Annotated in this window: 25 protein-coding genes; 13 read left to right on the forward strand and 12 right to left on the reverse strand. The window is 72.6% G+C overall.

Annotated features, from left to right (window positions below):
- Nucleotides 1-255: 255 nt before the first annotated feature.
- Nucleotides 256-1,368: a PA0069 family radical SAM protein gene (locus BM430_RS07825; RefSeq protein ID WP_093566698.1), complete on the reverse strand. Its 1,113-nt coding sequence runs from the start codon at nucleotides 1,366-1,368 to the stop codon at nucleotides 256-258.
- A gap of 107 nt (nucleotides 1,369-1,475) precedes the next feature.
- Between BM430_RS07825 and BM430_RS07830 the strand changes: the two genes are divergently transcribed.
- Nucleotides 1,476-1,991, forward strand: a complete 516-nt coding sequence (locus tag BM430_RS07830) for a hypothetical protein (protein ID WP_093566699.1) — start codon at nucleotides 1,476-1,478, stop codon at nucleotides 1,989-1,991.
- Here BM430_RS07830 and moaB read toward each other — a convergent pair.
- The 3 genes from moaB to BM430_RS07845 form a co-directional block, all read right to left on the reverse strand.
- A complete protein-coding gene (gene moaB / locus BM430_RS07835) occupies nucleotides 1,957-2,535 on the reverse strand; it encodes a molybdenum cofactor biosynthesis protein B (protein ID WP_093566700.1) in 579 nt (192 codons plus the stop codon). The two genes, BM430_RS07830 and moaB, sit on opposite strands and share 35 nt — an antisense overlap.
- Complete coding sequence (locus BM430_RS07840) at nucleotides 2,535-3,446, reverse strand: KPN_02809 family neutral zinc metallopeptidase (RefSeq protein ID WP_093566701.1); 912 nt, start codon at nucleotides 3,444-3,446, stop codon at nucleotides 2,535-2,537. The genes moaB and BM430_RS07840 overlap by 1 nt, the downstream gene beginning before the upstream one ends.
- Nucleotides 3,447-3,552: 106 nt before the next feature.
- Nucleotides 3,553-4,497, reverse strand: a complete 945-nt coding sequence (locus BM430_RS07845) for a uracil-DNA glycosylase (RefSeq protein WP_093566702.1) — start codon at nucleotides 4,495-4,497, stop codon at nucleotides 3,553-3,555.
- Nucleotides 4,498-4,693: 196 nt separating this feature from the next.
- Here BM430_RS07845 and BM430_RS07850 point away from each other — a divergent pair, with 196 nt between their 5' ends.
- Together BM430_RS07850 and BM430_RS07855 are read left to right on the forward strand one after the other, a co-directional pair.
- Nucleotides 4,694-6,358, forward strand: coding sequence for an electron transfer flavoprotein-ubiquinone oxidoreductase (locus BM430_RS07850; protein WP_093566703.1), 1,665 nt, complete (start codon nucleotides 4,694-4,696; stop codon nucleotides 6,356-6,358).
- Nucleotides 6,359-6,642: 284 nt separating this feature from the next.
- Nucleotides 6,643-7,161: a hypothetical protein gene (locus BM430_RS07855; RefSeq protein WP_177302974.1), complete on the forward strand. Its 519-nt coding sequence runs from the start codon at nucleotides 6,643-6,645 to the stop codon at nucleotides 7,159-7,161.
- A gap of 118 nt (nucleotides 7,162-7,279) precedes the next feature.
- On the opposite strand, the gene BM430_RS07860 is transcribed toward BM430_RS07855, so the two are convergent.
- The 7 genes from BM430_RS07860 to BM430_RS07890 form a co-directional block, all read right to left on the reverse strand.
- Nucleotides 7,280-8,068 carry a transporter substrate-binding domain-containing protein gene (locus tag BM430_RS07860; RefSeq protein ID WP_244539372.1) on the reverse strand — a complete coding sequence of 263 codons (789 nt, stop codon included), beginning with the start codon at nucleotides 8,066-8,068 and terminating at the stop codon, nucleotides 7,280-7,282.
- 119 nt (nucleotides 8,069-8,187) lie between these two features.
- On the reverse strand, nucleotides 8,188-8,565 hold the full coding sequence (locus tag BM430_RS07865) for a VOC family protein (protein WP_093566704.1): 378 nt from the start codon (nucleotides 8,563-8,565) through the stop codon (nucleotides 8,188-8,190).
- 77 nt (nucleotides 8,566-8,642) lie between these two features.
- Nucleotides 8,643-9,896, reverse strand: a complete 1,254-nt coding sequence (gene glp / locus BM430_RS07870) for a molybdopterin molybdotransferase MoeA (protein WP_093566705.1) — start codon at nucleotides 9,894-9,896, stop codon at nucleotides 8,643-8,645.
- Nucleotides 9,880-10,425 carry a molybdopterin-guanine dinucleotide biosynthesis protein B gene (gene mobB, locus BM430_RS07875; protein ID WP_093566706.1) on the reverse strand — a complete coding sequence of 182 codons (546 nt, stop codon included), beginning with the start codon at nucleotides 10,423-10,425 and terminating at the stop codon, nucleotides 9,880-9,882. The genes glp and mobB overlap by 17 nt, the downstream gene beginning before the upstream one ends.
- Nucleotides 10,426-10,427: 2 nt before the next feature.
- Nucleotides 10,428-12,401: a molybdopterin biosynthesis protein gene (locus BM430_RS07880; RefSeq protein ID WP_244539373.1), complete on the reverse strand. Its 1,974-nt coding sequence runs from the start codon at nucleotides 12,399-12,401 to the stop codon at nucleotides 10,428-10,430.
- Nucleotides 12,398-13,462 carry a molybdopterin-binding protein gene (locus BM430_RS07885; protein WP_177302975.1) on the reverse strand — a complete coding sequence of 355 codons (1,065 nt, stop codon included), beginning with the start codon at nucleotides 13,460-13,462 and terminating at the stop codon, nucleotides 12,398-12,400. Before BM430_RS07885 ends, BM430_RS07880 begins: the two co-directional genes overlap by 4 nt.
- Nucleotides 13,463-13,723: 261 nt before the next feature.
- A complete protein-coding gene (locus tag BM430_RS07890) occupies nucleotides 13,724-14,959 on the reverse strand; it encodes a GTP-binding protein (RefSeq protein ID WP_093566708.1) in 1,236 nt (411 codons plus the stop codon).
- A gap of 131 nt (nucleotides 14,960-15,090) precedes the next feature.
- On the opposite strand from BM430_RS07890, the gene BM430_RS07895 reads away from it, so the two are divergent.
- The 3 genes from BM430_RS07895 (at nucleotide 15,091) to BM430_RS07905 (ending at nucleotide 17,365) form a co-directional block, all read left to right on the forward strand.
- On the forward strand, nucleotides 15,091-16,365 hold the full coding sequence (locus tag BM430_RS07895) for a c-type cytochrome (protein ID WP_093566709.1): 1,275 nt from the start codon (nucleotides 15,091-15,093) through the stop codon (nucleotides 16,363-16,365).
- A gap of 83 nt (nucleotides 16,366-16,448) precedes the next feature.
- Nucleotides 16,449-16,889 carry a hypothetical protein gene (locus BM430_RS07900; protein ID WP_143131976.1) on the forward strand — a complete coding sequence of 147 codons (441 nt, stop codon included), beginning with the start codon at nucleotides 16,449-16,451 and terminating at the stop codon, nucleotides 16,887-16,889.
- An 11-nt stretch (nucleotides 16,890-16,900) separates the two neighbouring features.
- Nucleotides 16,901-17,365, forward strand: coding sequence for a hypothetical protein (locus BM430_RS07905; protein ID WP_093566711.1), 465 nt, complete (start codon nucleotides 16,901-16,903; stop codon nucleotides 17,363-17,365).
- A gap of 4 nt (nucleotides 17,366-17,369) precedes the next feature.
- Here BM430_RS07905 and BM430_RS07910 read toward each other — a convergent pair whose 3' ends face one another.
- Nucleotides 17,370-19,349, reverse strand: a complete 1,980-nt coding sequence (locus tag BM430_RS07910) for a 4Fe-4S binding protein (RefSeq protein ID WP_093566883.1) — start codon at nucleotides 19,347-19,349, stop codon at nucleotides 17,370-17,372.
- A gap of 191 nt (nucleotides 19,350-19,540) precedes the next feature.
- Between BM430_RS07910 and BM430_RS07915 the strand changes: the two genes are divergently transcribed.
- The 7 genes from BM430_RS07915 to BM430_RS07945 all read left to right on the forward strand — a co-directional run bounded on the left by BM430_RS07915 (nucleotide 19,541) and on the right by BM430_RS07945 (nucleotide 24,120).
- Nucleotides 19,541-20,206 (forward strand): biotin/lipoate--protein ligase family protein, encoded by a 666-nt coding sequence (locus BM430_RS07915; RefSeq protein WP_093566884.1) that lies wholly within the window; start codon nucleotides 19,541-19,543, stop codon nucleotides 20,204-20,206.
- A complete protein-coding gene (locus BM430_RS07920; RefSeq protein ID WP_093566712.1) occupies nucleotides 20,203-20,760 on the forward strand; it encodes a DUF6505 family protein in 558 nt (185 codons plus the stop codon). Before BM430_RS07915 ends, BM430_RS07920 begins: the two co-directional genes overlap by 4 nt.
- The gene (locus BM430_RS07925; protein WP_093566713.1) at nucleotides 20,760-21,767 is read left to right on the forward strand and encodes a DUF6352 family protein; all 1,008 of its coding nucleotides are present in this window, start codon (nucleotides 20,760-20,762) and stop codon (nucleotides 21,765-21,767) included. The genes BM430_RS07920 and BM430_RS07925 overlap by 1 nt, the downstream gene beginning before the upstream one ends.
- Nucleotides 21,767-22,288, forward strand: coding sequence for a DUF3305 domain-containing protein (locus BM430_RS07930; protein ID WP_093566714.1), 522 nt, complete (start codon nucleotides 21,767-21,769; stop codon nucleotides 22,286-22,288). Before BM430_RS07925 ends, BM430_RS07930 begins: the two co-directional genes overlap by 1 nt.
- Nucleotides 22,285-23,109 (forward strand): DUF3306 domain-containing protein, encoded by an 825-nt coding sequence (locus BM430_RS35205; protein ID WP_244539374.1) that lies wholly within the window; start codon nucleotides 22,285-22,287, stop codon nucleotides 23,107-23,109. The genes BM430_RS07930 and BM430_RS35205 overlap by 4 nt, the downstream gene beginning before the upstream one ends.
- Nucleotides 23,110-23,241: 132 nt before the next feature.
- Nucleotides 23,242-23,838 carry a TorD/DmsD family molecular chaperone gene (locus tag BM430_RS07940; RefSeq protein ID WP_093566885.1) on the forward strand — a complete coding sequence of 199 codons (597 nt, stop codon included), beginning with the start codon at nucleotides 23,242-23,244 and terminating at the stop codon, nucleotides 23,836-23,838.
- A 51-nt stretch (nucleotides 23,839-23,889) separates the two neighbouring features.
- Nucleotides 23,890-24,120 (forward strand): formate dehydrogenase, encoded by a 231-nt coding sequence (locus tag BM430_RS07945; RefSeq protein ID WP_093566715.1) that lies wholly within the window; start codon nucleotides 23,890-23,892, stop codon nucleotides 24,118-24,120.
- Nucleotides 24,121-24,127: the final 7 nt, after the last annotated feature.

A 24,127-nucleotide genomic window follows, 5' to 3' on the forward strand; every position in this document is an offset into this window, starting at 1 on the left:
GGTTTTCCCCTTCCCCCCTCTGCGGGGGAGGGTGCCCCACGGAGTGGGGCGGGAGAGGGGAACCACGCCTCCGGAAAAGCCTGAACCGTTGTGAGAGGCGCGCCCTCTGGATCAGCGTCGCGCTGCCCCTCTCCCGGCCCCTGCTAAAGCAGGGACCACCCTCCCCCGCAGAGGGGGGAGGGTTCACGCCCAGCGGCCGTCGTTCCGGCACACGCCGGACTCCTGTGTCATGTACCGTGGCGACGCCCGCCCGCTTTAGAACAAGCTGTACTGCCCACCCACCCCCACCGGCACCCGGAACAGATCCGTCCGCAACCGCACCCTGTCCGCCGGATAGCCGAGCCGGGTCATCGCCACCCGCATCCGCTGGTCCAGCAAATCCGCGTAGGGCCCCGTCCCGGTGAAGCGCCGCCCATAGGTCGCGTCGTAGACCTTGCCGCCGCGCGCCTCGCTCAGGATCGCGAAGGTCCGTCCGGCCCGGTCGGGATAATGCTCGGAAAACCAGTCGCGCATCAGGTCGGCGAGTTCGTGCGGCAGGCGCAGGAGCACGCCGCCGGCCTCGGTCGCTCCCGCCTCGCGGGCGCGGGCGAGCACGGCCTCGATCTCGTGGTCGTTGAGGCCCGGGATCAGCGGCGCCACCAGCGCCATCACCGGAACGCCCGCTTCCGCCAGCGCCCGGATCGCCGCGAGGCGCTTCTCCGGCCGCGGGGCGCGGGGCTCCATCCGGCGGGCGAGGTCGGGGTCGAGGGTGGTGACCGAGAGCGCGACCTTCACCAGGCCTTGTGCCGCCATCGGCGCCAGGATGTCGAGGTCGCGCAGCACCAGATCGGACTTGGTGACGATCCCGACCGGGTGGCGGAAGCGCGCCAGCACCTCGAGGATGCCGTGGGTGAGGCGGTAGCGCCGCTCGATCGGCTGGTAGGGATCGGTGGCGGTGCCGAGCGCGATGGTGCGCGGGGCGTAGCCCCGGGCCGAGAGCTCCCGCTCCAGCAGCGCGGCGGCGTCGGGCTTGGCGAAGAGCTTGGTCTCGAAGTCGAGCCCCGGCGAGAGGCCCGCATAGGCGTGGTTCGGCCGGGCGAAGCAGTAGACGCAGCCGTGCTCGCAGCCGCGATACGGGTTGATTGAACGGTCGAAGCCGATATCGGGCGAATCGTTGCGGGTGATGATGGTGCGCGCCCGCTCCAGCGTCACCTCGGTGCGCAGCGGCGGCAGCTCCTCCTCGATCTCCCAGCCATCCGCGAAGGCCTCGCGCGCGGCCGGCTCGAACCGGCCGGTCGGGTTGGCGGTGGCGCCGCGCCCGCGGCGGCTCTCCGCCGCCGGAGTCGACCCGGCGAGGCGGCGCAGCCCCCGCCCGCATCCCGATTCCATGCCGGCCTCCCATCCAGACGCGGCCGAACTTCGAACAAAACAGGAACAAACGCAAGTGCCAACGATCGAGGCAGGACGCGACGCCCGCCATCCGCTATGGCGCGATCATGTTCACGGCAGTCATCCATCTCCCCGGCGCGATCGATCCGGAGCGCATCGACGCCCTCGCCGACACCCTGGCGGCGCTTGTGGCTGGCGTCGCGGCGGGGGTGGTGGGCGATGCGGTGATCGCGGCCGCACATCCGGACGATCCGGAGGTCGGCACCATGGCCGAGAGCACCGGGGCGGCCCTGGTGGCGCGGGGGCGTAGCCCGTGGGTTGCGGCGGCCGGATTGGCGCGCCGGCCCTGGATGCTGTGCCTGGAATCCGGCGACGTGCCGGCGGAGGGCTGGATCCGGGTGCTCGACCGGTTCGGCGCCACGACGACCGCCGACGCGGTCGGCCGCCTGCGCCGCCCGCATGCCGCCCTGTTCGAGCGGATCGCCGGGCGGCGCGAGGCGCTGACCGGCACCCGGCAGATCCGGGCCGGCGACCTCGTGCGGGTGACGGCCCTGCGGGCGGGCCTTCCTCTGAAGGTCCGCCTGCCGGTCAAGCCCCTGAAGGCGTCGCTGCTGCGAAGCTAGTCGCGCCGCGCTTCAGGTGCTCGTCGAGCCGCGGCATGATCTCGACGAAGTTGCACGGCCGGTGCCGGTAATCGAGCTGCGCCGCCAGGATGCCGTCCCAGGCGTCGCGGCAGGCCCCGGGCGAGCCCGGCAGCACGAACACGTAGGTGGCGTTCACCACCCCGGCGGTCGCCCGCGATTGCAGGGTCGAGGTGCCGATCTTGTCGTAGGAGATGCGGTGGAACACGGCCGAGAAGCCGTCCATCCGCTTCTCGAACAGCGGCTCCAGGGCCTCCGGCGTCACGTCGCGGCCGGTGAAGCCGGTGCCGCCGGTGGTGATGACGACGTCGACGCCCGGATCCTCGCCCCAGGCCCGCACCTGCCCGCGGATCGCCTCGACCTCGTCGGGAACGATCGCCCGGGCGGCGAGGCGGTGCCCAGCAGCCTCCAGGCGCCCGACCAGCGTGTCGCCCGAGCGGTCGTCGGCGAGCGTGCGGGTATCCGACACCGTGAGCACCGCGATGCTCAGCGGCACGAAATCCCTCGCGGCGTCGAGCCCGGCCATCAGAGCTGCGAGGCCCGGAAGGTATCGCAGGACTGGGTCTGGCCGCTGCGGTAGCCGGTCTGGAACCAGCGCATGCGCTGGGCCGAGGAGCCGTGGGTGAAGGAATCCGGCACGACGTAGCCCTGGCTCTGCTTCTGCAGCCGGTCGTCGCCGATGGCGCTCGCGGCCTGCATCGCCTCCTCGATGTCACCGGGCTCCAGCGCCTTGAAGCGGTCGTCGGAATTCTTGGCCCAGACGCCGGCGAGGCAATCGGCCATCAGCTCGACGCGGACCGAGAGGGCGTTCGACTCGCGCTCGCCGACCTGCTGCTGCTTGCGCTGGACCTTGGGCAGGATGCCGAGCACGTCCTGGACGTGGTGGCCGACCTCGTGGGCGATGACGTAGGCGTAGGCGAAGTCGCCCTTCACCCGGAACTTCTGCTCCATCTCCTTGAAGAAGGAGGTGTCGAGATAGACCTTCTTGTCGAGCGGGCAGTAGAACGGCCCCATCGCCGCCCGGGCCTGGCCGCAGCCGCTGCGGGTGCCGCCGGTATAGAGCACCATCGTGGTCGGGGTGTATTGCCGCCCGGTCTGGTTCGGCAGCACCTGGCTCCACACGTCCTCGGTGTTGCCGAGGATGGCGGCGGCGAACTTGCCGGTCTGGTCGGAGGGGGCGCCGGTGCGCCGGTCGGGCTGGCCCTGCTGCGGCTGGCCCTGTTCCTGGGGCGCGCGCTGGCGCGTCACCGTCTCGGCGCCGCCGATCAGGATCGCCGGGTTGATGCCGGTGACCCAGCCGATGATGCACAGGATCACGATGGTGCCGATGCCGAGGCCGCCCGCACCGCCGCCCGGAAAGCCGAAGCCGCCACCGCCGCCGCCCTCGCCGCGGCGGTCCTCGACGTTGTCGGAGGTGCGAAAATCTTCCCAGCGCATGGTCAGCTACCCGTTGGCCCGTGAACCTTGGCCGCGACGGCTACGCGGCGCAGGCCCGAGGCTCAAGAGTAATCGACGGGAGCCGACACGGTTCCGCTTCCGGACGTTACCGCTCCCCCTCGTCGAGGGCGGCGCGCAAGGCGCGAAAGTCGCGCCAGGCGAGGCGCTTCTGCAGCGGCTGCCGCAGCAGGTAGGCCGGATGGAGCGTGGCGAGCAGCCGGATCTCGCGCTTCTCCGTGCGATAGGGGAACCAGCGTCCGCGCGACTTCAGGATGCCGTCCTTGGTGCCGGCCAGCGCCTGCGTGGCGACGCCGCCGAGGCAGACCAGGATGTCGGGATCGGCGAGCGCGATCTGCCGCTCGATGAACGGCTTGCAGGTCGCGAGCTCCTGCGGGGTCGGGTTGCGGTTGCCCGGCGGGCGCCAGGGCACGACGTTGCCCACGTAGGCGTTGGTGCGGTCGAGGCCGATCGCCGCCATCATCCGGTCGAGGAGCTGGCCCGAGCGGCCCATGAACGGCTTGCCGATCCGATCCTCGTCGGCGCCGGGCGCCTCGCCGACGAACATCACCCGGGCCTGCGGGTTGCCGTCGGCGAAGACGAGGTTCTTGGCGGTGAAGCGCAGGGCGCAGCTCTCGAACCGGGCGAGCAGGCCCTCCAGCTCCTCCAGGCTCGCGGCGGTGGCGGCGAGCTCGCGGGCGTCGCCCGCCGCCTCGCCGGGGGCGGCGGCGGCGGACCGGCCGTAGGTGCTGGGCGCCTCGACACGCGGGGCGTCCTGGCCACGAGGGTCCTGGCCACGAGGGGCTTCCTGGCGCGGAAGTTCAGGGCGCGCCGGCGCGACCCGGGACGGCTCCTCGAGCGTCGGCCGCTCCGGCGGCGGGACGCGGCGGGGCGGCGCCTCGGGCTCGGCCGCCTCCCGCGCCGCCCGGCGCGGCGCCTCCGGCTCGGAGAAGCGGTCGTGCGGCGTCTCGTCCAGCGCGGCGTCGACGCCCGCCGCGACGTAGAAGTCGAGGAAGGAGAGAAGGTCGCGGCTGTCGGGAGCGTCGGGGGTCATATGTACGATGTGGCGTGCCGTGCGGCTGTGGACAACAGGCGCGACAGGACGCGCACAGGCATTCTCGCGCGGGGGCACTGGGCGCCGCCGCTTGCGCCCGGAGACACGCCGTCGCACGGTCCGGCACCTCGGACCGCTTGAGGCGGGCCAAGATCGTTTATATGTGAACTATCGCGAGTTCAAAGGGAGGAACGGGATGGAGCTGCCGGAACGCGAGGCGATGGACTTCGACGTGGTGATCGTCGGAGCGGGCCCGGCCGGGCTGGCTGCCGCCATCCAGCTCAAGCAGCTCGCGGCCGAGGCCGGCACCGAGGTGTCGGTGGTGGTGGTCGAGAAGGGCAGCGAGGTCGGGGCGCATATCCTGTCGGGCGCGGTGATCGACCCGAGCGGCCTCGATTCGCTGGCGCCCGGCTGGCGCGAGGACCCGGACCGCCCCCTCAAGACCGAGGTGGTGAAGGACGAGTTCATGTTCCTCGGGCCGGCCGGCGGCATTTCGCTGCCGAACGTCGCCTTCCCGAAGCTGATGAGCAATCACGGCAACTTCGTCGGCTCGCTCTCCAACGTGACCAAGTATCTCGGCCGCAAGGCGGAGGAACTCGGGGTCGAGATCTATCCGGGCTTCCCGGCCTCCGAGATCCTCTACGACGAGGCCGGCGCGGTGGTCGGCATCGCCACCGGCGATCTCGGCATCGCCCGGTCGGGCGAGGCGCGGGACGACTTCACCCGCGGCATGGAGCTGCGCGCCAAGTACACGGTGTTCGGCGAGGGCGCCCGCGGCTCGCTGACCAAGAAGCTGATCGACCGCTACCGCCTCAACCAGCATTCCGACCACCAGAAATACGGTCTCGGCGTGAAGGAGCTGTGGCAGGTCAAGCCCGAAAAGTTCCGGCCGGGGCTGGTTCAGCACTCGATGGGCTGGCCTTTGCCGAACAAGGCCGGCGGCGGCTCGTGGCTGTACCATTTCGACGACCACCTGGTCTCGGTCGGTTTCGTGACGCACCTGAACTACGAGAACCCGACCTTGTCGCCGTTCGAGGAGTTCCAGCGCTTCAAGACCCACCCGATGATCCGCGACGTGTTCGAGGGCGCCAAGCGCATCGGCTATGGCGCGCGGGCGATCATGGAGGGCGGCTGGCAATCGGTGCCGAAGCTCGTCTTCCCGGGCGGCTGCCTCGTTGGAGACTCCGCCGGCTTCGTCAACGTGCCCCGCATCAAGGGCTCGCACAACGCAGTGCTCTCGGGCATGCAGGCCGCCGGCGCGATTCACGAGGCCTTGGCCGCCGGCCGGGCCCAGGACGAGCTGACCTCCTACGAGGAGCGCTGGCGTTCGAGCCCGATCGGCTACGACCTGAAGCGGGTGCGCAACGTCAAGCCGCTCTGGTCGAAATACGGCACCCTCGTCGGCGTGGGCCTCGGCGGGCTCGACATGTGGCTCAACGAGCTCGCCGGCCTGTCGCTGTTCGGCACGCTGAGCCACGGCAAGCCGGACTATGCCTGCACCAAGCCGCTCAAGGACGTGAAGCCGATCAAGTATCCCCGGCCCGACGGGGTGCTGACCTTCGACCGTCTCTCGTCGGTCTACCTGTCGAACACCAACCACGAGGAGGATCAGCCGGTCCACCTTCAGGTCAAGGATATGGGCCTGCAGAAATCCTCCGAGCACGACGTGTTCGGCGGACCGTCCGGCCGCTACTGCCCGGCCGGCGTCTACGAGTGGATCGAAGAGGGGAGCGAGCCGCGCTATCAGATCAACGCGCAGAACTGCGTCCACTGCAAGACCTGCGATATTAAGGACCCGAACCAGAACATCAACTGGGTCACGCCGGAAGGTCCGGGCGGTCCGAACTACGTCAACATGTAGGAGTCGGTTCGACCGTCTCGACGGTCTTTCCACCCTCCGGGTCATTCCGGGGCCGCGCAGCGGAGCCCGGAATCCAGACGCTCAGGTCGTACAGAACGAGGCGGATCGGCGTCCGCTTTATCCTGGACCATCTGCGGTTCTGGATTCCGTGCTTTGCTACGCGGCCTCGGAATGACGCGGAGCGTGGTCGTTCCGGGCTTCGCGTTGAGGCCCCGGTAGGACGCCAGAGAGGCCATCCCCGGTGCTGGGTCGAGCGACACGGTCGATCGAACGGACTCCAAGGCATGATCATCTTACGCGAGGCCATGATGATCGGTCCGTCGAATGTCCGTCACGTTTCAGGTGCCGTGATTTTCTTGCTGATGTTCGATCTTGCCTCACCGGTACGATCCGCTGCGTCCGAGATATCGTCGCCGTATCGTCAGAAGCGCTTGTTCTACGGATGCTGGAAGAGTGAGACACGACATCCCGATCGCGTGCGGTGGAAGGTCTCGTCGTCCACCTGGTGCTTCGAACGCCGCGGAACGATCGCCGGCAAGACCTTCGACGCAGGCGACGGCTGGGACTACACCCTGCTCTGGCGTGCCGATGGTCAGCGCTTGACGATCGACGGCTCCTACAAAGACGGCTTTCAGTGTCTCTACGCCGTCTCGCCGGACGGACGGACCCTGATCCTGCGGGATTGCCCGTCGGCGGGAGAGTGGCACCGGGACGACGAGACGACCCGGGTCAGCCAGGGTCCGGCGGGACGCCGAATACTGGGTCCTCTGGCGACTGGCGAGCAACCCGACCCCAAGGACTGACCCGCTCCGGCTCACGGGCCGGATCGCCAGAGGCTCCGGCGCGGGCGGAGATCGTCTCCCGGGACGGCATCGGCGGAGCGGCCGGGCCGATCGCCGGCTCCGGACGCTCCGCCACCCCTCACTTCATGTTGGCGTTGAAGATCCGGTCGAACTCGCCCGAGGCCTTGGCGAGGTGCAGCCACTGGTCGACATAGGCCTTGAACACCGTGTCGCCGCGCGGCAGCAGGAAGCCCATCTCGCCGTATTGCAGCGGCTGGTCGGGGTTCACCGCGCACAGGCCCGGATGCAGCTTCTCCTGGAGCTTCACCTCGACCGACTCGGCGACCATGACGTCGGCGCGCCCCTGCGCGATCTCCTGCCAGATGACGCGGTTGTCCGGGAAGAGCTGGATCTGCGCCTTGGCGAGGTTGGCGCGGGCGAACTTCTCGTTCGTCCCGCCGGGATTGACGACGACGCGGGTCGAAGGCTGGTTGATGGCCTCCGTCGTCTGGTACTTCGCGACCTCGTCGCAGCGCACGATCGGCGCCTTGCCGTTGACGAGGTACATCTCGCTGAAGAAGACCTCGCGCTGGCGCGGCAGCGTCACCGAGATGCCGCTCATCGCCACGTCGCACTTCGCCTTGAAGTCGGCGAGCAGGTTCGACCACTTGGTCTGGATGAACACGGCTTCCGCATCGAGCGACTTGGCGAGCGAGCGGCCGAGATCGATGTCGATGCCGACGAAGTCGTTGGCGCCGTCGGGACGATAGGAGAACGGCCGGTAGTCGCCGGTGGTGCAGATGGTCAGGACCTTGCGCTCGATGACCTGGTCCAGGCGCGAGGGCTCGTCGGCCGCCAGCGCCGGCGTCGCCGCGAGCGCCAGCATCGCACCCGTCACCCACCGCGACGTCACCGAACCCGTGCCCATGCCACCCACTCCACGTCCCGTCCAACTCCGACGGCGGCAGCCTAGGGACGCAGAGGGGAACCGTCCAGCTTCCGCGACGGCGATCGGGGAACCGGGATGCGGTTTCCCCCGCGAAGGCCTCACGCCCCCTGCGTTGCCATGACGAAGGCGTTGAGCTTGTTGCCGTCTGGATCGCGGAAATACGCCGCGTAGAAGCCGCCGCGCGGGCCAGGCTGGCCCTCGTCAGTGCCGCCGAGGTCGAGCGCCAGGCGATGCAGGCGGTCGACATGCGCCGGGTCCCGGGCGGCGAGCGCTACCATGACGCCGTTGCCGACGCTCGCCGGCTTGCCGTCGTGGGGCTTGGTCAGGCCAATGCCGGCGCCGCCGCCTGGATTGCCCCAGGCGATGAAGCGATCTGTCTCCATCATGCGAGCGGCGCCCATCTCGCGGGCCAGCGCATCGTAGAACGCCGCCGTCCGCTCCAGGTCGCTCGTCCCGAGGGTCACGTAGCCGATCATGAGGATCTCCGTCGAAGGCCGGGGCCGCCGGTCGCGACGTCCTTACGCCGAGTCCGGGGCTCACGGCCATCGTCGCCTCACCACAGCAGCGGATGGCGGAAGACCTCGACTCGATCCCCCTCCTCCACCCCCGTCACCGCCTCGGGCAATTCAGCGAGCCCGTCGCTGCCGGTGAGCGAGGACAGCACGCCGGCACCGTCGCGCGGGAACTTCACCGCTTCCACCACCCCGTCGGCCCCCCGCCGCAGCGAGACGCGGACGTATTCGCGCCGCCCGGCCTTCTTGCGGTAGCGGAAGGCGGCACGGGCGGGCTCGCTCGGCGGGGCGTCGAGGCGGGCGCCGCCGAGGCGGGCGAGCAGCGGGCGGACCACGACGAGCAGCGTGACGTAGACCGCGACCGGGTTGCCCGGCAGGCCAACGAAGGCGGTGTCGCCGATGAGACCCATCGCGACGGGGCGGCCGGGCTTGATCGCGAGGCGCCAGAACACCAGCCGGCCGACCGCCTCCACCGCCGCCTTGACGTGATCCTCCTCGCCGGTCGAGACGCCGCCGGAGGTGAGGATGAGGTCGTGGCCGTCGGCCGCCGCCCGCAGGAGCCCGGGCAGGAGGGCGGGGTCGTCGCGCAGGATGCCGAGATCGGTCACCGCGGCGCCGAGGCGGCGCAGGAGCGCGACGAGCAGCACGCGGTTCGAATCGTGGATCGCCCCCGGCCGCAGGGCTGCGCCCGGCTCGGCCAGCTCGTCGCCGGTCGAGAACACCGCGACCCGCAGGCGGCGGCGCACCGCGAGCGCCGCGTGGCCGGTGGCGGCGGCGAGCGCCAGGTCAGGCGGGGTCAGGCGGCGGCCGGCGGGGATCACGAGGCTGCCGCGCGCCACGTCCTCGCCGGCGAGACGCCGGTTGGCGCCGGCCTTGAGGCCCGCGGGCAGTGCGACCGCGTCGCCCTCGCGCCGCACGTCCTCCTGCATGAACACCGTATCGGCTCCCGGCGGCATCGGCGCCCCGGTGAAGATCCGCATCGCGGAGCCCGAAAGCGCGTCGCACCCCGGCGCGGCGCCGGCGGGCAGGCGGCCGCGCACCGGCAGCAGGGTCTCGGGCCCGGCCGTGAGGTCGGAAAAGCGCACGGCGTAGCCGTCGACGGCGGAATTGTCGAAGAGCGGCAGGTCGAGGCCGGTGACGACGTCCCCGGCGGCGATGCGCCCGTCGGCCTCGGTCAGCGGCACGGTCTCGATCCCGGCGAGCACCGGCAGCCGCTCGGCCACGAGGGCGGCGGCCTCGTCCACCGAGAGCAAGGGACCGCCGAAGGCGAAGCAGTCGTCAGTCAGCTGCGCCATGAGACTCCATCCTCGATTCGAGCCTCTCCAGCACCACCGCGAGGGGCTCCGACCGCGCCAGCACGATATCGGCGACCGCCTCCACCGCGTCGAGGGGCACGACCGGCCGGCCGGCCTCCGGAAAGGGATGGTCGCTCGCCACCGCGACGATCCGGGCGTCGTCCGGATGCAGCGGCGGGCGGCCGTTGGCGTGGCGGTAGACCTCGATCTTCGGATGCGCCTCGCGCTTGAAGCCCTCGATCACCGCGAGATCGCAGGGGCCGAGCCGGCGCAGCAGGTCGGGAAGGCGCGCCTCCTCCGCGACTTCTCGGATCTGCACCACGCGACGGCGCGACGCGACGATCACCTCGCAGGCGCCGGCCTCGCGGTGGCGGTACGAATCCTTGCCCGGCTGGTCGACGTCGAAGGCGTGGTGGGCGTGCTTAAGCGTCGCCACGCGCAGGCCCCGGGCCCGGAGCACCGGGATCAGCCGGACGAGCAGCGTCGTCTTGCCCGCCCCCGACCAGCCGGCGAGCCCGATGACCCGCATCGTCACGCTCCCGCCCGGGTGAAGCCGAGCCCGGCGAGGTCGGCGGCGAGGCCTTCGTCGTCGAGGAGGGAGAGGAACGCCGCCAGGGGCGGCTCGTCGCGGCGGCTCTCGCGGTAGGCGAAATCGTAATGCTCCTCGGTGAGGGCCAGGAAGCCGAGGCCGTAGGCTTTCGCCACCGTCGAGATCGCCACGCCCCAATCGGCCCGGCCCTGCGCCACCGCCGCCGCGACGGCGTTGTGCGAGCGCGGCTGGTTCCAGTAGCCGGCGGGCCGGGCGCCGTCGAGCAGGCCCTCGACCAGCGCCCTCGTGCCGGCGCCGGTGTTGCGGTTGACCATCACGGCCGCGTCGTCCGCGAGGATCCCGCCCACCGCGCCTTGCGCCGACGCCCCCTCGAAGCGGTCATCGCCCTTCCGGAAGACCACGCCCTGGAGCCGGCGCCAGCCCGGGGCCAAGGCGAGGCCGGGGGTGAGGTAGGGTGCGTTGTAGCGCCCGGTCTCGGGATCGAGGAGGTGCATCGCCGCGAGGTCGCATTCTCCCCGGCGCAAGGCGGCGAGACCCCCGGCCGACCCGACCCAGAGGGTGCGGGCCGAGATGCCGCGGCCCGCGAGGCGCCCGACCAGCCGGTCGAGGCCGAGGCAGTGGCTGCCGACGATCGTCAGGTCCGGCGGCCGCGCCGCCCGGCCGATCCGGGAAACCCGCACCGTCGCGCCGGCCTCGATCCCGGCCTGGGTGGCCGGCACAGCGAAGAACCCGTCGGCCTGCGAGAAGGCCGTGACCGCCCCGGAGCCCTTGGCGAGCGGCAGCGCCACCAGGCCGTCTCTGCCGCGGGAGAGCGCCGCCATCACGTATTCGGTGCGGCCGAGCTCGGAGGGCAGGCGCTGCGGCAGGCGCGCCTCCACGCTCTCCTCCTCCCGGGCCGGCAGGCCGGCCAGCGCCCGGATCAGCGGCACCACGAATTCGTGGAAGGTGAACATCGCCGAGGTCGGGAAGCCCGGCAGCACCACCACCGGCACGGCGCCGGCCTTCGCCAGGCAGAGCGGCTTGCCGGGCTTCAGCGCCACGCCGTGGACCAGGATGCCGGGCTCGCCGAGCCGCGACAGGATGCGGTGCGAGACGTCGCCCGCCCCCTTCGAGGTGCCCCCCGACAGGACGACGAGGTCGGAGGCGGCGAGGGCCCGCTTCAGCGCCGCTTCGAGCGCGGCCTCGTCGTCCGGCACGATGCCGCCCGGCACCGCGACGCCGCCGTTCTCGGCCACGCTCGCCGCCACGATGGCGCCGTTCGAATCGTAGAGCTTCGCCGGCGCGAGGCTCGACCCCGGCGCCACCAGCTCGTCGCCGGTGGAGAGCACCGCGACGCGGGGCCGGCGCAAAACCGCGACCTCGGCGAGGCCGCAGGCCGCCAGGATGCCGATCTCGCGGGCGGTGACCAGGGTGGCGGCGCGCAACACCGTCTCGCCCCGGGCCATGTCGGCGCCGGCATAGCCGACGAACCGGCCCGGCCCCGCCGGCTGGCTCACGGCGATTCCGGGCGTCGGCCCGTCCTCGAACTCGGTCGCCTCGATCATCACCACCGCGTCGGCGCCGCGGGGCAAGACGCCGCCGGTGGCGATCGGCGTCGCGGTGCCGGGGCCGACCGTGAGCGCGGGGGCGACCCCGCAGGCCAGGATCTCGGCGTTCAGGACGAGGCGGCGCGGCTCGGCTTCGCTCGCCGCTTCCGTGTCGGCGCTGCGCAGGGCGAAGCCGTCCACCAGGGCGCGGTCGAAGGGCGGCACGTCGATCGGCGAGGCGATGTCGGCGGCGAGCACCCGGCCGAGCGCCTCGTGCAGCGGAACCGTCTCGGGGGCGAGGGGCGCGTGCGGCACGGCCTCGCGCCAGCGCGCCATCGCCTCGTCCCGGCTCACCACCGCCAGGAACTGCTCCTGGCGCGAGGCGGCGGCGAGGCGGGCGAGCAAGGAATCGGTGGCGAATTCGGTCAAAGCGGCAGCACCTCGACGGGGGTCCCGGCGGGATAGCCCTCGTGGGCCGGCGGCACCAGCAGGGCGGAATCGGCTCGGCCCAAGCGATGGAGCGGGATCTCGGCCCCGCCGAGGGGCTCGGCGCCGGAGATCGTGCGAATCAGGAACACCACCTCGGTCAGGCCGATGACGGAGGCGACCTTGCGGGTGAGAGGAAGCGTCAGCGTCGCGTCGGGACCGGCCCCGGCGAGCGCCGCGAGCAGCGGCCGGCCCAGCGCCAGCCAGGCGGCGAGGGCCGCGTCCGGCCGGCCCGGCAGCAGCAGCACCGGCCGCCCCGCCGCCTCGCCGAAGCCGGCGCTCTCGCCCGGGCGCAGGGCGATGCCGTGGGCGTGGAGCCGCCCGGCCCGCGCGAGCGCCGCGGCGCTGGCGTCGCGCCGCCCAGGCCCGGTGCCGCCGATGACGATCACGGCGTCGGCCCCCGGTATCAGGAGGGCGGCGGTGAGATCCTCGACCTCTGCCGGCCGGGCGACGGTCTCGGTGAGGCCGCCCCGGGCGGCGATCCAGGCGGCGAGCAGCGGAGACAGGGTGTCGGGCGCCGCCGCCAGCAGGCGCAGGCGCGGTCGGCGCACGGCCACCCGGTCGAACCCTGCGGCGGCGAGGGCGAGGCCGCATAGCGCGCTCACCCGCTCGCCCGAAGCGAGCAGCCGTGTGCCCGGCGGCATCTCGGTACCGGGCGCCCGCGTCCCCTCCCCGATCGCGGCCTCCGCCTCGATCTCCCGCGGATCGGCGCCGAGAGCCTCGGGCGGCAGCAGCGCGTCGGTGCCCGCGGGCAGGGCCGCGCCGGCCTCGACCCAGACGGGTTCGCGCCCGAGCCGCACCGGCGCGTAGGGCGAGGCGCCGACGACCGCCGCCGCCGCCACCGCCCAGCCGTCGCGCAGCGCCCTCCGCTCCGCCGGCCGGCCCGCCTCGACGGCGAGATCCTGCGCCGCCACGGCACCGACCGCCTCGGCCGGGCTCGCATCGGCGACCGCGACCGGACGCGCCAGGGCGACGAGCGCCGGCAGCGCCTCGGCGAGCGGCATCAGCGCGGTCGTGGACGCCCGCGGCGTCACCGGCGGGCGCCCGGGTGATGAGGCGAGGCCAGATGAGGCAAGGCCATGCGAGGGTCCTGATCCCGGGAGGGAGAGGCGATGCGGCAAGCGCCGGCCGGGATCAAGGTTTCGGCCCCGGGAGCGGGAGACGGCGGAGAAAATGTCGCGGCCGGCCGCCGGCGGCCGGTCCGGCGGCGTGGTCGGCCCACGCCTTGCGGGACCCCGGTCCCCGAGCGTGGGCGCGACGAAACCTCAGGCCGCGCGCTGAGGCCAAGCCGGAAAGGGATCGGGCAGCGTCCGATCCGCCGTCACGGGTCCGCCCTCCGGTCCGACGAGGCAGGCATCGAGGGCTTGCCGGATCGCTGCCTCGTCGAGCCCGGCGCCGATGAAGACGAGTTCCTGGCGCCGGTCGCCCCACACCTCGCTCCAGTGGCGGGCGAGCACGTCCCGCCAGTCGGGATGGTCGGGCCAGCGCGAGCGCGGCACCGCGGCCCACCAGCGGCCGAGCGGCGTCACCCGCGCGGCGGCGCCGGCGAGCGACAGCTCCCCGACCCAGTCCGGCCGGGTCGCGAGCCAGAAATGGCCCTTGGCCCGGATCAGCCCGGGCCAGGTCGCCTTGGTGAAGGCATCGAAGCGCGCCGGATGGAACGGCCGGCGCGCCCTGTAGACGAAGGAGCCGATGCCGTATTCCTCGGTCTCGGGCACGTGCTCGGCGGCGCCGTACAATTCCTTGTACCAGAGCGGATGGGCCTGGGCCTTCTCCTCGCTGAACAGCCCGGTCTCGAGAACGGTGTCGAGGGCGACCCGGCCGAACCCGGCCTCGACGATCCGGGCATCGCCGTTCAGGCCGCGCACCACCTTGCGCACCAGGTCGCGCTGCCCGGGGCCGACGTCCTCGGCCTTGTTGATCACCACCACGTCGGCGAACTCGATCTGCTCGACCAGGAGGTCGACCAGGGTGCGCGCATCCTCCTCGCCCGCGATCTCGCCGCGGTCGCGCAGGAAGTCGTGCGAACCGTAATCGCGCAGCAGGTTCACGGCGTCGACCACCGTCACCATCGCGTCGAGGCGAGCGACGTCGGACAGGGACAGCCCGTCCTCGCCGCGGAACGAGAAGGTGCTGGCGACGGGCAGGGGCTCGGAGATGCCGGTGCTCTCGATCAGGAGCGCGTCGAAGCGGCCCTCCTCGGCGAGGCGGCGCACCTCTCGCATCAGGTCGTCGCGCAGGGTGCAGCAGATGCAGCCGTTGGTCAGCTCGACCAGGCGCTCGTCGGTGCGCGACAGGCCGGCCTCGCCCGCCCGGACCAGGTCGGCATCGATGTTCACCTCGCTCATGTCGTTGACGATGACGGCGACCCGCCGGCCCTCGCGGTTGGCCAGCACGTGGTTGAGCAGCGTCGTCTTGCCCGCGCCGAGGAAGCCGGACAGGACGGTGACGGGAAGGCGGGAATCATGGGGGCGGGAAACTTGCGGGAGAACGTCGGGCATGGGCACCTCCATACTTGTAACAATATAACATTGCTTGCCCTGTCAAGGCATCGGGTCCGTGGCGTTCCGGCCCCTTCCCGGCCCGGGACCCGGGCGCGTAGACCCTGAGCTCCCCGCCCGGACCGTGCCGCATGCCCGCTCTCCTCCACCTCGCCCTCGCCGCTCTCCTGAGCCTCCTTCCCGTCGCGGCCCGCGCCGAGACGCCGATGCGCGGCCATGGCGGCCCGGTGCGGGCGCTCGCCGTGACGGCGGACGGGAGCCGGGCGCTCTCCGGCAGCTTCGATGCCTCGGCGATCCTGTGGTCGGTCGAGGACGGGGCGGCGCTCCGGGTGCTGCGGGTCCATGACGGGGCGGTGAACGCCGTGGCCCTCCTGCCCGATGGTGGGCTCGTCACCGGCGGGGAGGACGGACGCGTCGCCCTCTGGCGCGAGGGGCAAGCGCCCGAGCGGATCCTCGCGACCCATGCCGGCCCGGTCTCCGGCCTCGCGGTGGCGCCGGACGGGCGGCGGATCGCCTCTTCCTCCTGGGACGGCACCGCCCGGATCACGCCCCTCGACGGCGGTCCCGCGATGGTGCGGGAGGGCCACCAGGGCAACGTCAACGGGGTCGCGTTCCTGCCCGACGGGCGCCTCGTCACCGCGGGCTACGACGGGACCGTGCTGATCTGGCCCGAGGCCGGTCCCCCGCTGACGGTGCCGCTGGAGGCGCCGGTCAACGCCGTGGCGGCGGCCCCCGACGGGGAGATCGCGGCGGCGGGCGCCGACGGCACCCTGTCCCTGCTGCGGCCGGACGGCACCACCCGGGCGCGCCTCGAGATCGGCCCGCGGCCGGTGGTGGCGCTCGCGCTGTCGCCCGACGGGCGGATGCTCGCCGCCGCGACGGTCGGCGGCGCGGTGGCGGTCGTCGACCGGGCCGGGGCGCGGGTGCGCCTCACCCTGGTCGGGCCCGGCCTGCCGGTCTGGTCGCTGGCCTTCCGCGACAGCGGGGAGCTCGTCACCGGCGGCGGCGACCGGCTGGTGCGGCGCTGGGACCTGCGAACCGGCGAGCCGATCGGTCCGCTCGCCATGGCCCGCCCGGCGGACCCGCTGGCGGCCTTCGCCGGCGACCGGGGTGCGGAGGTCTTTCGCGCCTGCGAGGCCTGCCACACCCTGACCCCCGACGGCGGCAACCGGGCCGGGCCGACCCTTCACGGCGTGTTCGGCCGCCGCATCGCGGCTTTGCCGGACTACCCCTACTCCCCGGCCTTCCGGCGGCTCGACATCGTCTGGACGCCCGAGACCGTCTCCCGCCTGTTCGAGGTCGGCCCCGCCCGCTTCACCCCCGGTACCAAGATGCCGGAGCAGACGATCAGCGCGGCCGAGGACCGGGCGGCCCTGGTGCGGTTCCTGGAGAAGGCGACGCGGTGAAGCTGCCCTGGAATCGAGGCGTGACCGGATGCGCACGTTGACAGGATGCCGCGCGGGCGGGACATTATGCTTTGGAGATCGTCATGCTGAGCGTCATCGAAGAGATAACGGGCGACGGTATCACCCTCGACGCAGACCATGTGCGCGCACGGATCGGCGACTGGCGGGGGCGGATCAATGATCTCTATCGCCAGGTCACTGACTGGTTCCCACATCTCTGCGTCAGGCAGGGCGACACGACCGTGATGAACGAGGAGATGATGCGTGCGTACGGCGTGCCGCCGGTGCGGCTGCCGATCCTGCGCCTCTCCGATGCGGCGGTGGAGGTCGCGGCCTTCGTTCCCGATGGCCTGTGGATCATCGGCGTGAACGGCCGGCTCGATCTGTCCACGCGCAGCGGCCGGTTCCTGATCCTCGATCGGGCGGGCCTCTTCGAGACGCCGCGCTGGACCATCGCTCCCGCCCTGGATCGCCTCGCCGCCGAGCCCCTCTCGCAGGCGGCGCTCGCCACGGCGATGGCGTAGGGAGCCCCTCCATGCGGGATCTGGCGGCCATCGCCGCCGTCTACTCGGAGATCGCGAGCGGTCTCACCGCGCAGCTCGCGCAGGCCCGGGAGGCGGCTGACACCGCCCTCATCGATCGCATCGCGCAGAAACGACGGATCAACGATTCCGCCTATTTCATCCTCGCCTGGGGCCAGCTCGAAGCCGAGATCAACCGGGTCGCCGAGCTCGCGGTCCGCAGCCGTCGCAGCAGCATCCGTTGGGAGGATCGCCGCGCCTGGGACGCGCACGATCCGGAGAGCATGCGGGCGAAGTTCGAGGACCGGGCGGCGCTCGTGCTCGAACGGCTCAACGTCGCCTCCGACGCCTACCGCCGGACGATCCGCTACTACGGCTGGCGCAACGGCATCGCGCACGGCTCGCAACTGGCGACCGGGATCGACGTCCCGGTCGTCATCGGCGACCTGTACCAGATCGCCGGCGAACTCCGGGCGTGACCCGTCACCCCTCCCGCGCCCGAAAATAATCCTCCGAGGTCCGCGGCCGGTTGGCGTCCGCCGTGTGCGGGTCGAAGCCCTGGTCGAGGACGTGCGAGACCCGGCAGGTGTCGCACATCATCAGGGCCTTGATCCGCTGCTCGCCCGCCGGCCCGGCGAACATCCAGTGCCGGTCCTGCAGCCGGCCGATCACCCGCTCGATGGTGCTGCGGGTGCCGAAGGGCTTGCCGCACGCGATGCAGTCGAACGGCTCCTCCTCCTTGACGACCCGGCGCGGAGCCGCCCAGGCGGCGAAATCGAGCTGCGGCACGAGGGCGATCGCGTCCTCCGGGCAGGTCGCGGCGCAGAGGCCGCATTGCACGCAGGCGCTCTCGGCGAAGGTGAGGCGCGGGCGGTCGGGATCGTCGGCGAGCGCGCCCGTGGGGCAGGCGCCGACGCAGGCGTGGCAGAGGGTGCAGGCCTCCCCCTTGACATCGAGGCCGCCGAAGGGCGCACCGGCATCGAGCGGCACCCGGTCGACCGGGCGCGGCGCGGCGTGGTGCAGCTCCGAGACCGCGAAGCGCAGGACGCCGCGCACTTCGCCGTCCGGCATGAAACCCGACGGCACCGGCGCCGGCGTACCGCGGGCGCCGGCGGCCAGAGCCTCGCCCAAGGCATCCGGGTCGTCGGTCCCGATCAGCGAGACGACCGCGCCGCCCTCCGCCGGCCCGTAGCCGAGGGCCTGCGCCACCGCGTCGAACCGGGCGGCGTTGCGGACGAGGGCTGCGATATCATGTTTGGGCTTGTCCCGGACGAGGAACCGCACCCCGCCCGCGCCGTAGGCGAGCGCGGCGGCGATCGCCTCGGGGCCGACCTGCGTCACCTCGTTGACCGGCACCGGCAGCACGTCCGCCGGCAGGCCGTCGCCGTATCGGGCGAGCGCGTCGATCAGGGGCGCGCCGTGGGCCTCGTCGTGGATCAGCAGCACTGGGGCGGCCCCGCCCGCCTTGTGGAACGCGGAGAGCAGGGTGCGCAGGCGCCGCATCAGCGCGTCGGCCGGCGGCAGGGCGTAGGCGGCGGCCCCGGTCGGGCAGACGGAGGCGCAGGAGCCGCAGCCGGCGCAGACATGGGGATCGATGGCGACGTGGTCGCCGGCAGGCGCGATGGCCCCGGTCGGGCAGATGTCGAGGCAGCGGGTGCAGCCGGTGATGCGCGAGCGCGAATGGGCGCAGAGCTCGGCGTGGAAGTCGACGAAGCGGATCTTGTCGAAGGTGCCGACGAGGTGGGAGGCCTCGAACAGCACCCGCTCCACCGCCGCCGGGTCGCGCGGATCGGCCCTGAGATAGCCGCTGCGCAACTCGTGCGCCGGGAAGAGCGGCGCGCCGCCGGTGAGATCGACGACGATGTCGCAGGTCGAGGTCGCCCCGTCCCGCGACGGCCCGAAGGCCAGCACCCGGCGCGAGGAGGGCAGCGGCAGGGCGGTGTCGTCGATCGCCAGGCTGAAGGCGCCGAGATGGCCGGTCGCCCCCCGCACTGTGCCCTTCAGTACCGGGATCTCGCCGGTGCGCGGCGGCGCCACCTCGCCGGGGCGGGTGAGCAGCACCGTGACGTCGAGGTGGTCGGCGAGGCGCTGCGCGGCCTCGATCGCGACCTCGTCGCGGCCGTAGACCAGGGCGACGCCCTGGCTCTCGAAGCTCACGCTCGTCGGGGACGGCGTCAGTTCGGCGGCGGCGGCCAGCAGGGCCGCCATCTTCGGCCCCGCGGCCGCTGCCCCCGCCGACCAGCCGGCCGTCTCGCGGATATTGGCGAAGGCGACGCTGCCCTCGGCGCCCAGTTCCTCCGCCACCTCGCGGAAGAGCGGCGCCTTGAGGGTGCAGGACACCGTGACAGGCGCCCCCGACGCCATCGCGGCCCGCACCCGCTCCAGCTCGCGGCCGCAGAACTGGTCGCCCGTCTGCAGCTGGCCGCCGCAGGCCTTGCCGATCGCCGCCGCGTCGAGGGGCATGCTGCCCTCGCAGGAACAGGCGATCACGATCCGATCCGACACCACACGCGTCTCCGACCGGGCGGCGGCCCGGGCCATGCCGGGCCGCCGCCCCCTGGGGCGTCATGCCCCTTGTTCACCGGTCCAGCGCTATATACGAGCCGTTAAAAAGAACGACCCGACACGTGCGCGCAGGCGACGCCATCTCCCTCATGACCCTCGCGGATCCCTCCGGCCCGATGCTGCCCCCCGCCTTCCGGCTGCTGCGTCTGTCAGACCCTGCCGGGACGGCGCACGACCGGGCCTGTGCACTCGCCGACGCCGATGACGGGGCCGCCGGCACCCTGGTGGTCGGGCGCCGGCCCGGCACGGTCGAGATCGCGGTGGTGCTGGCGCCCGAGGAGCCGCTGGCGACCGCCCGCCTCGTCGGGCTCGTCGGCCTCACGGCGCTCGCCAAGGCGGTCGGCAGCCACGCCCCGCCCGACAAGCCGCTGACTCTGGACGCGGCCGGCACCCTGTTCTTCGACCGCGCCCGCCTCGGCGGCGGGCGCCTGGCCTGGCCCGAAGCGTGCGCCGAGGCCGCGGTGCCCGACTGGCTCGTCTTCTCCGCCATGCTGATCGCCTCGAAGCGCGAGGCGGGCGATCCCGGCCACACCCCGGGCTCGACCTCGCTGGAGGAGGAGGGTTTCGAGGCCGGCGCCGACGCGCTGGTCGAGAGCTTCGCCCGCCACCTCCTGCGCGGGCTCTCGCTCTGGGCCGAGGATGGCCCCGCCTCCGCGCTGGCGCGGGCCCGCGATCACCTCGCCGGTGATCCCGCCCTGCTCCGCCTCGACGATACCGGCTGGTACGATCCGGAGCGGGGAGGCCCGCGCCTGTGAGCCTCAAGCTCCCCCGCACCCTGCGGCTCGACCCCTCCGATACCCTGGTCTTCCCGGTCGCCGCCCCGCCCGGCGAGTGGGCGGTGACCGGCAGCTTCCTGTTCCTCGAACGCGATCCGGCGGCGCTCGCCGGCAAGGAGCGCGCGGCGTTCCGGGCCGGCTTCGTCGGCATCGAGTCGTTCGGCTTCTCGACCCTGGTGGTGGTGAGCGAGGCGAGCGAGCCCGAGCGCGAGGCCGCGACCGAGGCGCTGGCGGCCCAGTTCCAGGCCCGCCTCGGCGCGCCGGACTGGCTAAGCGCGCTCGCCGCCGCCCGGGAGGAGATCGCGGTGGCCGAATCGCTCTGCACCCCGCCGGTCGGCACGGTGCTGGCGCTGCACCGCACGCTGGAGGACGGCGAGATCCGCGAGCAGTTCCGCGCCCTGCGCCCGCGGGAGGGGGCGGTGCCGGGATCCGACCGGCGCCACGCCTATGCCCGCGCCTTCGATTTCTACGAGACCGACGAGGAGCCCGAGGAGCGGGTCGACCTCGTGGGCCTCCTCGACAGGAAGCCTTGATGACCGAGTTCTGGGTCTCGAGCGGCCACCATCTCACCCGGCGCGACGCGGGCGGCGGCCTCGTCGTCACCGACGAGTTGCTGCTGGCCTACCTCGCCCGGCCCGAGCTGGTGCCGCCGGACGAGGCCTGCGCCGCCGAGCGGGCGCTCCACGCCGCGCTCCTGCGCGATCCCCGCCGCCCGGTGACGCCGCCCGAGATCGCGGCCCTGGCGGATGCCGATGCGCGCGAGAACTGGGAGATGATCCTGGCTTTTCGCGACCGGCTGCTCGCCGCCCGTAACCTCGAGGCGGCCTATCTCGACCTCGTCCGCCGCGGGAGCGCCGGCACCCCGATCCTGTTCCTCAACCAGCTCGTCCACCTGATCCTGCGCAACGCCCTCGACGGCTGCGACGACCCCTTCACCTTGCGCGCCGCCGAGCTGTTCTTCCGCCCGCAGCGGGCCTCCGTGACCGACGGCTCGCTGCTGCTGGCCGATGCCGAACTGATCGACGAGGCGGAGGGCGCGCGCGGACAATCGCCGCTCGTGGCGATGCTCGGGCGCGAGCCGGTTTCCGAACTCGACGTGATGACCGCCGACACCGCCTGGACCTACTGGAGCCGGTCGGACGCCTTCAGCATGGCGCTCAACCTCGGCTCCGATCCGAAGAGCCGCGAGGGGCTGGCGCGGGCGATCGAGGCCTTCGTGCGTCATCTCCTTGCCGTCGAGGTCGAGGTCGCCCCCCTTCCGGCGATCGAGGACCGGGACTGGCGCTGGTTCGTCGGCCTCGACCAGGAGGGCACGCGGATCGGCAATGCCCTGTGGCGCGGCGAGGCTGTCGAGCCCTCCGCTTTCGAGCGGGTGGTCGCCCTGTTCCGGCTCCGCATCCTCGATTCCAGCCGGGCCGATCCGCGCGTCGGCGACCGGCCGGTCTACCTGCTTCTGGCCATGACGCCCGACCGGCTGGTGACGATGAAGCCGCAGAACCTGGTCGCGGGCCTTCCCGTTATCCAGGCGGGAGAAGCCTGATGAGCACGCAGCTGATCTCCGTCGGGGTCGTCGTCGCCAAGCGCCGGCTGAAGGGCCCGTGGGCGAGCCATGCCTGGCTGCCGGTCGCCGTGCTGCCGGGCCTGCCCGGCACCGCGCCCTGGACCCGCCTCTCGGCCTCCGACGACGAGGAGACGTTCTATGCCGGTGCCTACGAGGTCGAGCTGCACCCGGCCGAGACCGCGCATTACGGCGACAACCTCGCGGCGGCCCAGCCCTCGCTCTGGGTCGCCCTGCGCGAGACCGGCCCTGAGACCTACGCCGTCGCGACCGTGACCGCTGACCCCTACGAGGGCGAGTCGCTGGCCGAGGGCATCGGCGAGATCGTCGAGGCAGTGCCGATGCCGCCGGAGATCCAGGTCGAGGTCGGGGCGTTCTACCGGGCGTTCCACGTCGAGCGGGTGTTTCACAAGCGCAAGCGCGACCGGGCCGATCCGGAGGCCCTGGCGCGCCAGGGATCCCATCAGGGAGGCGGCGCGCGGCGCCGGCCAGAGGAGCCGTGAGCGACGGCTTCCTCGCCCGCTGGTCGCGGCGCAAGCGCGACGAGGCGCGCCGGCCGGCGGAAGCGGCGCCCGAGGCCTTGCCGGCCGAGCCCGTCGCGGCACCGGACGACGAAGGCGGCCTCTCCCCCGAGGAACTGGCGCAGCTCCCGTCCCTTGACGCCCTCACCGCCGCGACCGACCTGACGCCGTTCCTGCGCGCCGGCGTGCCGCGGGCCCTGCGCAACGCGGCGCTCCGCCGGATGTGGTCGGTCGACCCGGCGATCCGCGACTTCGTCAGCGAGGCGCGGGAATACGCCTACGACTGGAACACGCCGGGCGGGGTGCCGGGCACGGGAGGCCTGATCTCCGCCGAGGAGGTGCAGGCGATGGTGGAGCGGGTGTTCGGGGGTGGGGAGGAGACCTCCTCCACCACCAGCGACGAGAGCGACGTTGCCGACGATGTCGCACTTTCCCCGTCTCCCCGCGGGCGGGGAGAGAGCTGCGCCCCCATGGTCGAGGGTGGAGGGATGTCTAATGGCGCGGGTTTCCCCCTCCCCCCTCTGCAGGGGAGGGTGGCCTACGAAGTAGGCCGGGACAGGGGCAGCGCGACGCTGATCGAGACGGCGCCCGTCATCATGGTCGCGACCTCTCCGGACGCGGCGTCCCCTCTCCCGGCTCGCTCCGCTCGCCACCCTCTCCCGCAGAGGGGGGAGGGAGAAACCACGCCTGTTCTTTCCCCAAATAGTCCGGCGCCGGCGGGGAGAGGCGATGCGCACGGTCAGTGCGAGCCACCCCCCTCCCCGCCCCGCCTGCGACGTCATGGCGGGGCGATACCGATTTGAAGCGTTAGAAAGTAGAATTGTGCGCCATGGATTCCCCGGTATGGTGCCGGCAACGGGGCGCCGCATCCTCCAAATGATGGAGGAAACCGAGCGCCGGCAGCCCCCGGTGACGACGCCACGTTGCGCGAGGTGATGGTGAACCAGGGCTCCGGTCCGACCGACGAGATCGACGCTCTGCGCGCCCAGGAATACGACCTCCTGGCGGCCCTGCTCGGCCGCGCGCCGGCGCCGGACCTGCTCGCCGGCCTTCAAGGGCTCGATGGCGACGCCTCGCCGCTGGGTCAGGCCCACGCCGCCCTCGGCCGCGCCGCCCGCGAGGCCGATCCGCGTGCCGTCGGGCGCGACTACTTCGCGCTGTTCGTCGGCGTCGGGCGCGGACTGATCATGCCCTACGCCTCCTACTACCTCACCGGCTTCCTCAACGAGCGGCCGCTCGCGCGGGTGCGCCAGGACCTCGCTGCGCTCGGGCTCGAGCGGGATCCGGGCTCGAGCGAGCCGGAGGACCACGCCGCCACCCTGCTCGAAGTGATGGCGACTCTGGCGGGCCGGCGCCTGCCGGCCGAGCCGGATGCCGATCACCGCTTCTTCGAGCGGCATCTGAAACCGTGGATCGGGCGTTTCTTTACCGACGTTGCGGCGCAGGCCGCCACGCCGTTCTACCGGGCCGTCGGCGAGCTCGGCGAGGTGTTCACGACGGTCGAGGCCGAGGCCTTCGCCATCGAGGCGTAAGTCCCTCGGCGGCGTGAGGACCAGGATCCGGATACAGAAGGGAGGGCCGCGATGCGGCAGGACGACGACACGAAGAAGGACGGCCTCGGACGGCGGCAATTCTTCCGCGCGCTCGGCGGCGGCACCGCCGCGGCGGCGGCCGCGGTCGCGTCCGTACCGCTCGGCACCACCGAAGCCCAGGCCTACGACCCCGGCAATGCCGAGACCCGGTCGCGCTACCGCGAGACCGACCACGTCAAGGCCTTCTACCGCACCAACGGCTACGAGACGCTGAAGAAGTGAGACCGGC

This window comes from Methylobacterium sp. 174MFSha1.1 (assembly GCF_900116815.1).
Classification (GTDB): domain Bacteria; phylum Pseudomonadota; class Alphaproteobacteria; order Rhizobiales; family Beijerinckiaceae; genus Methylobacterium.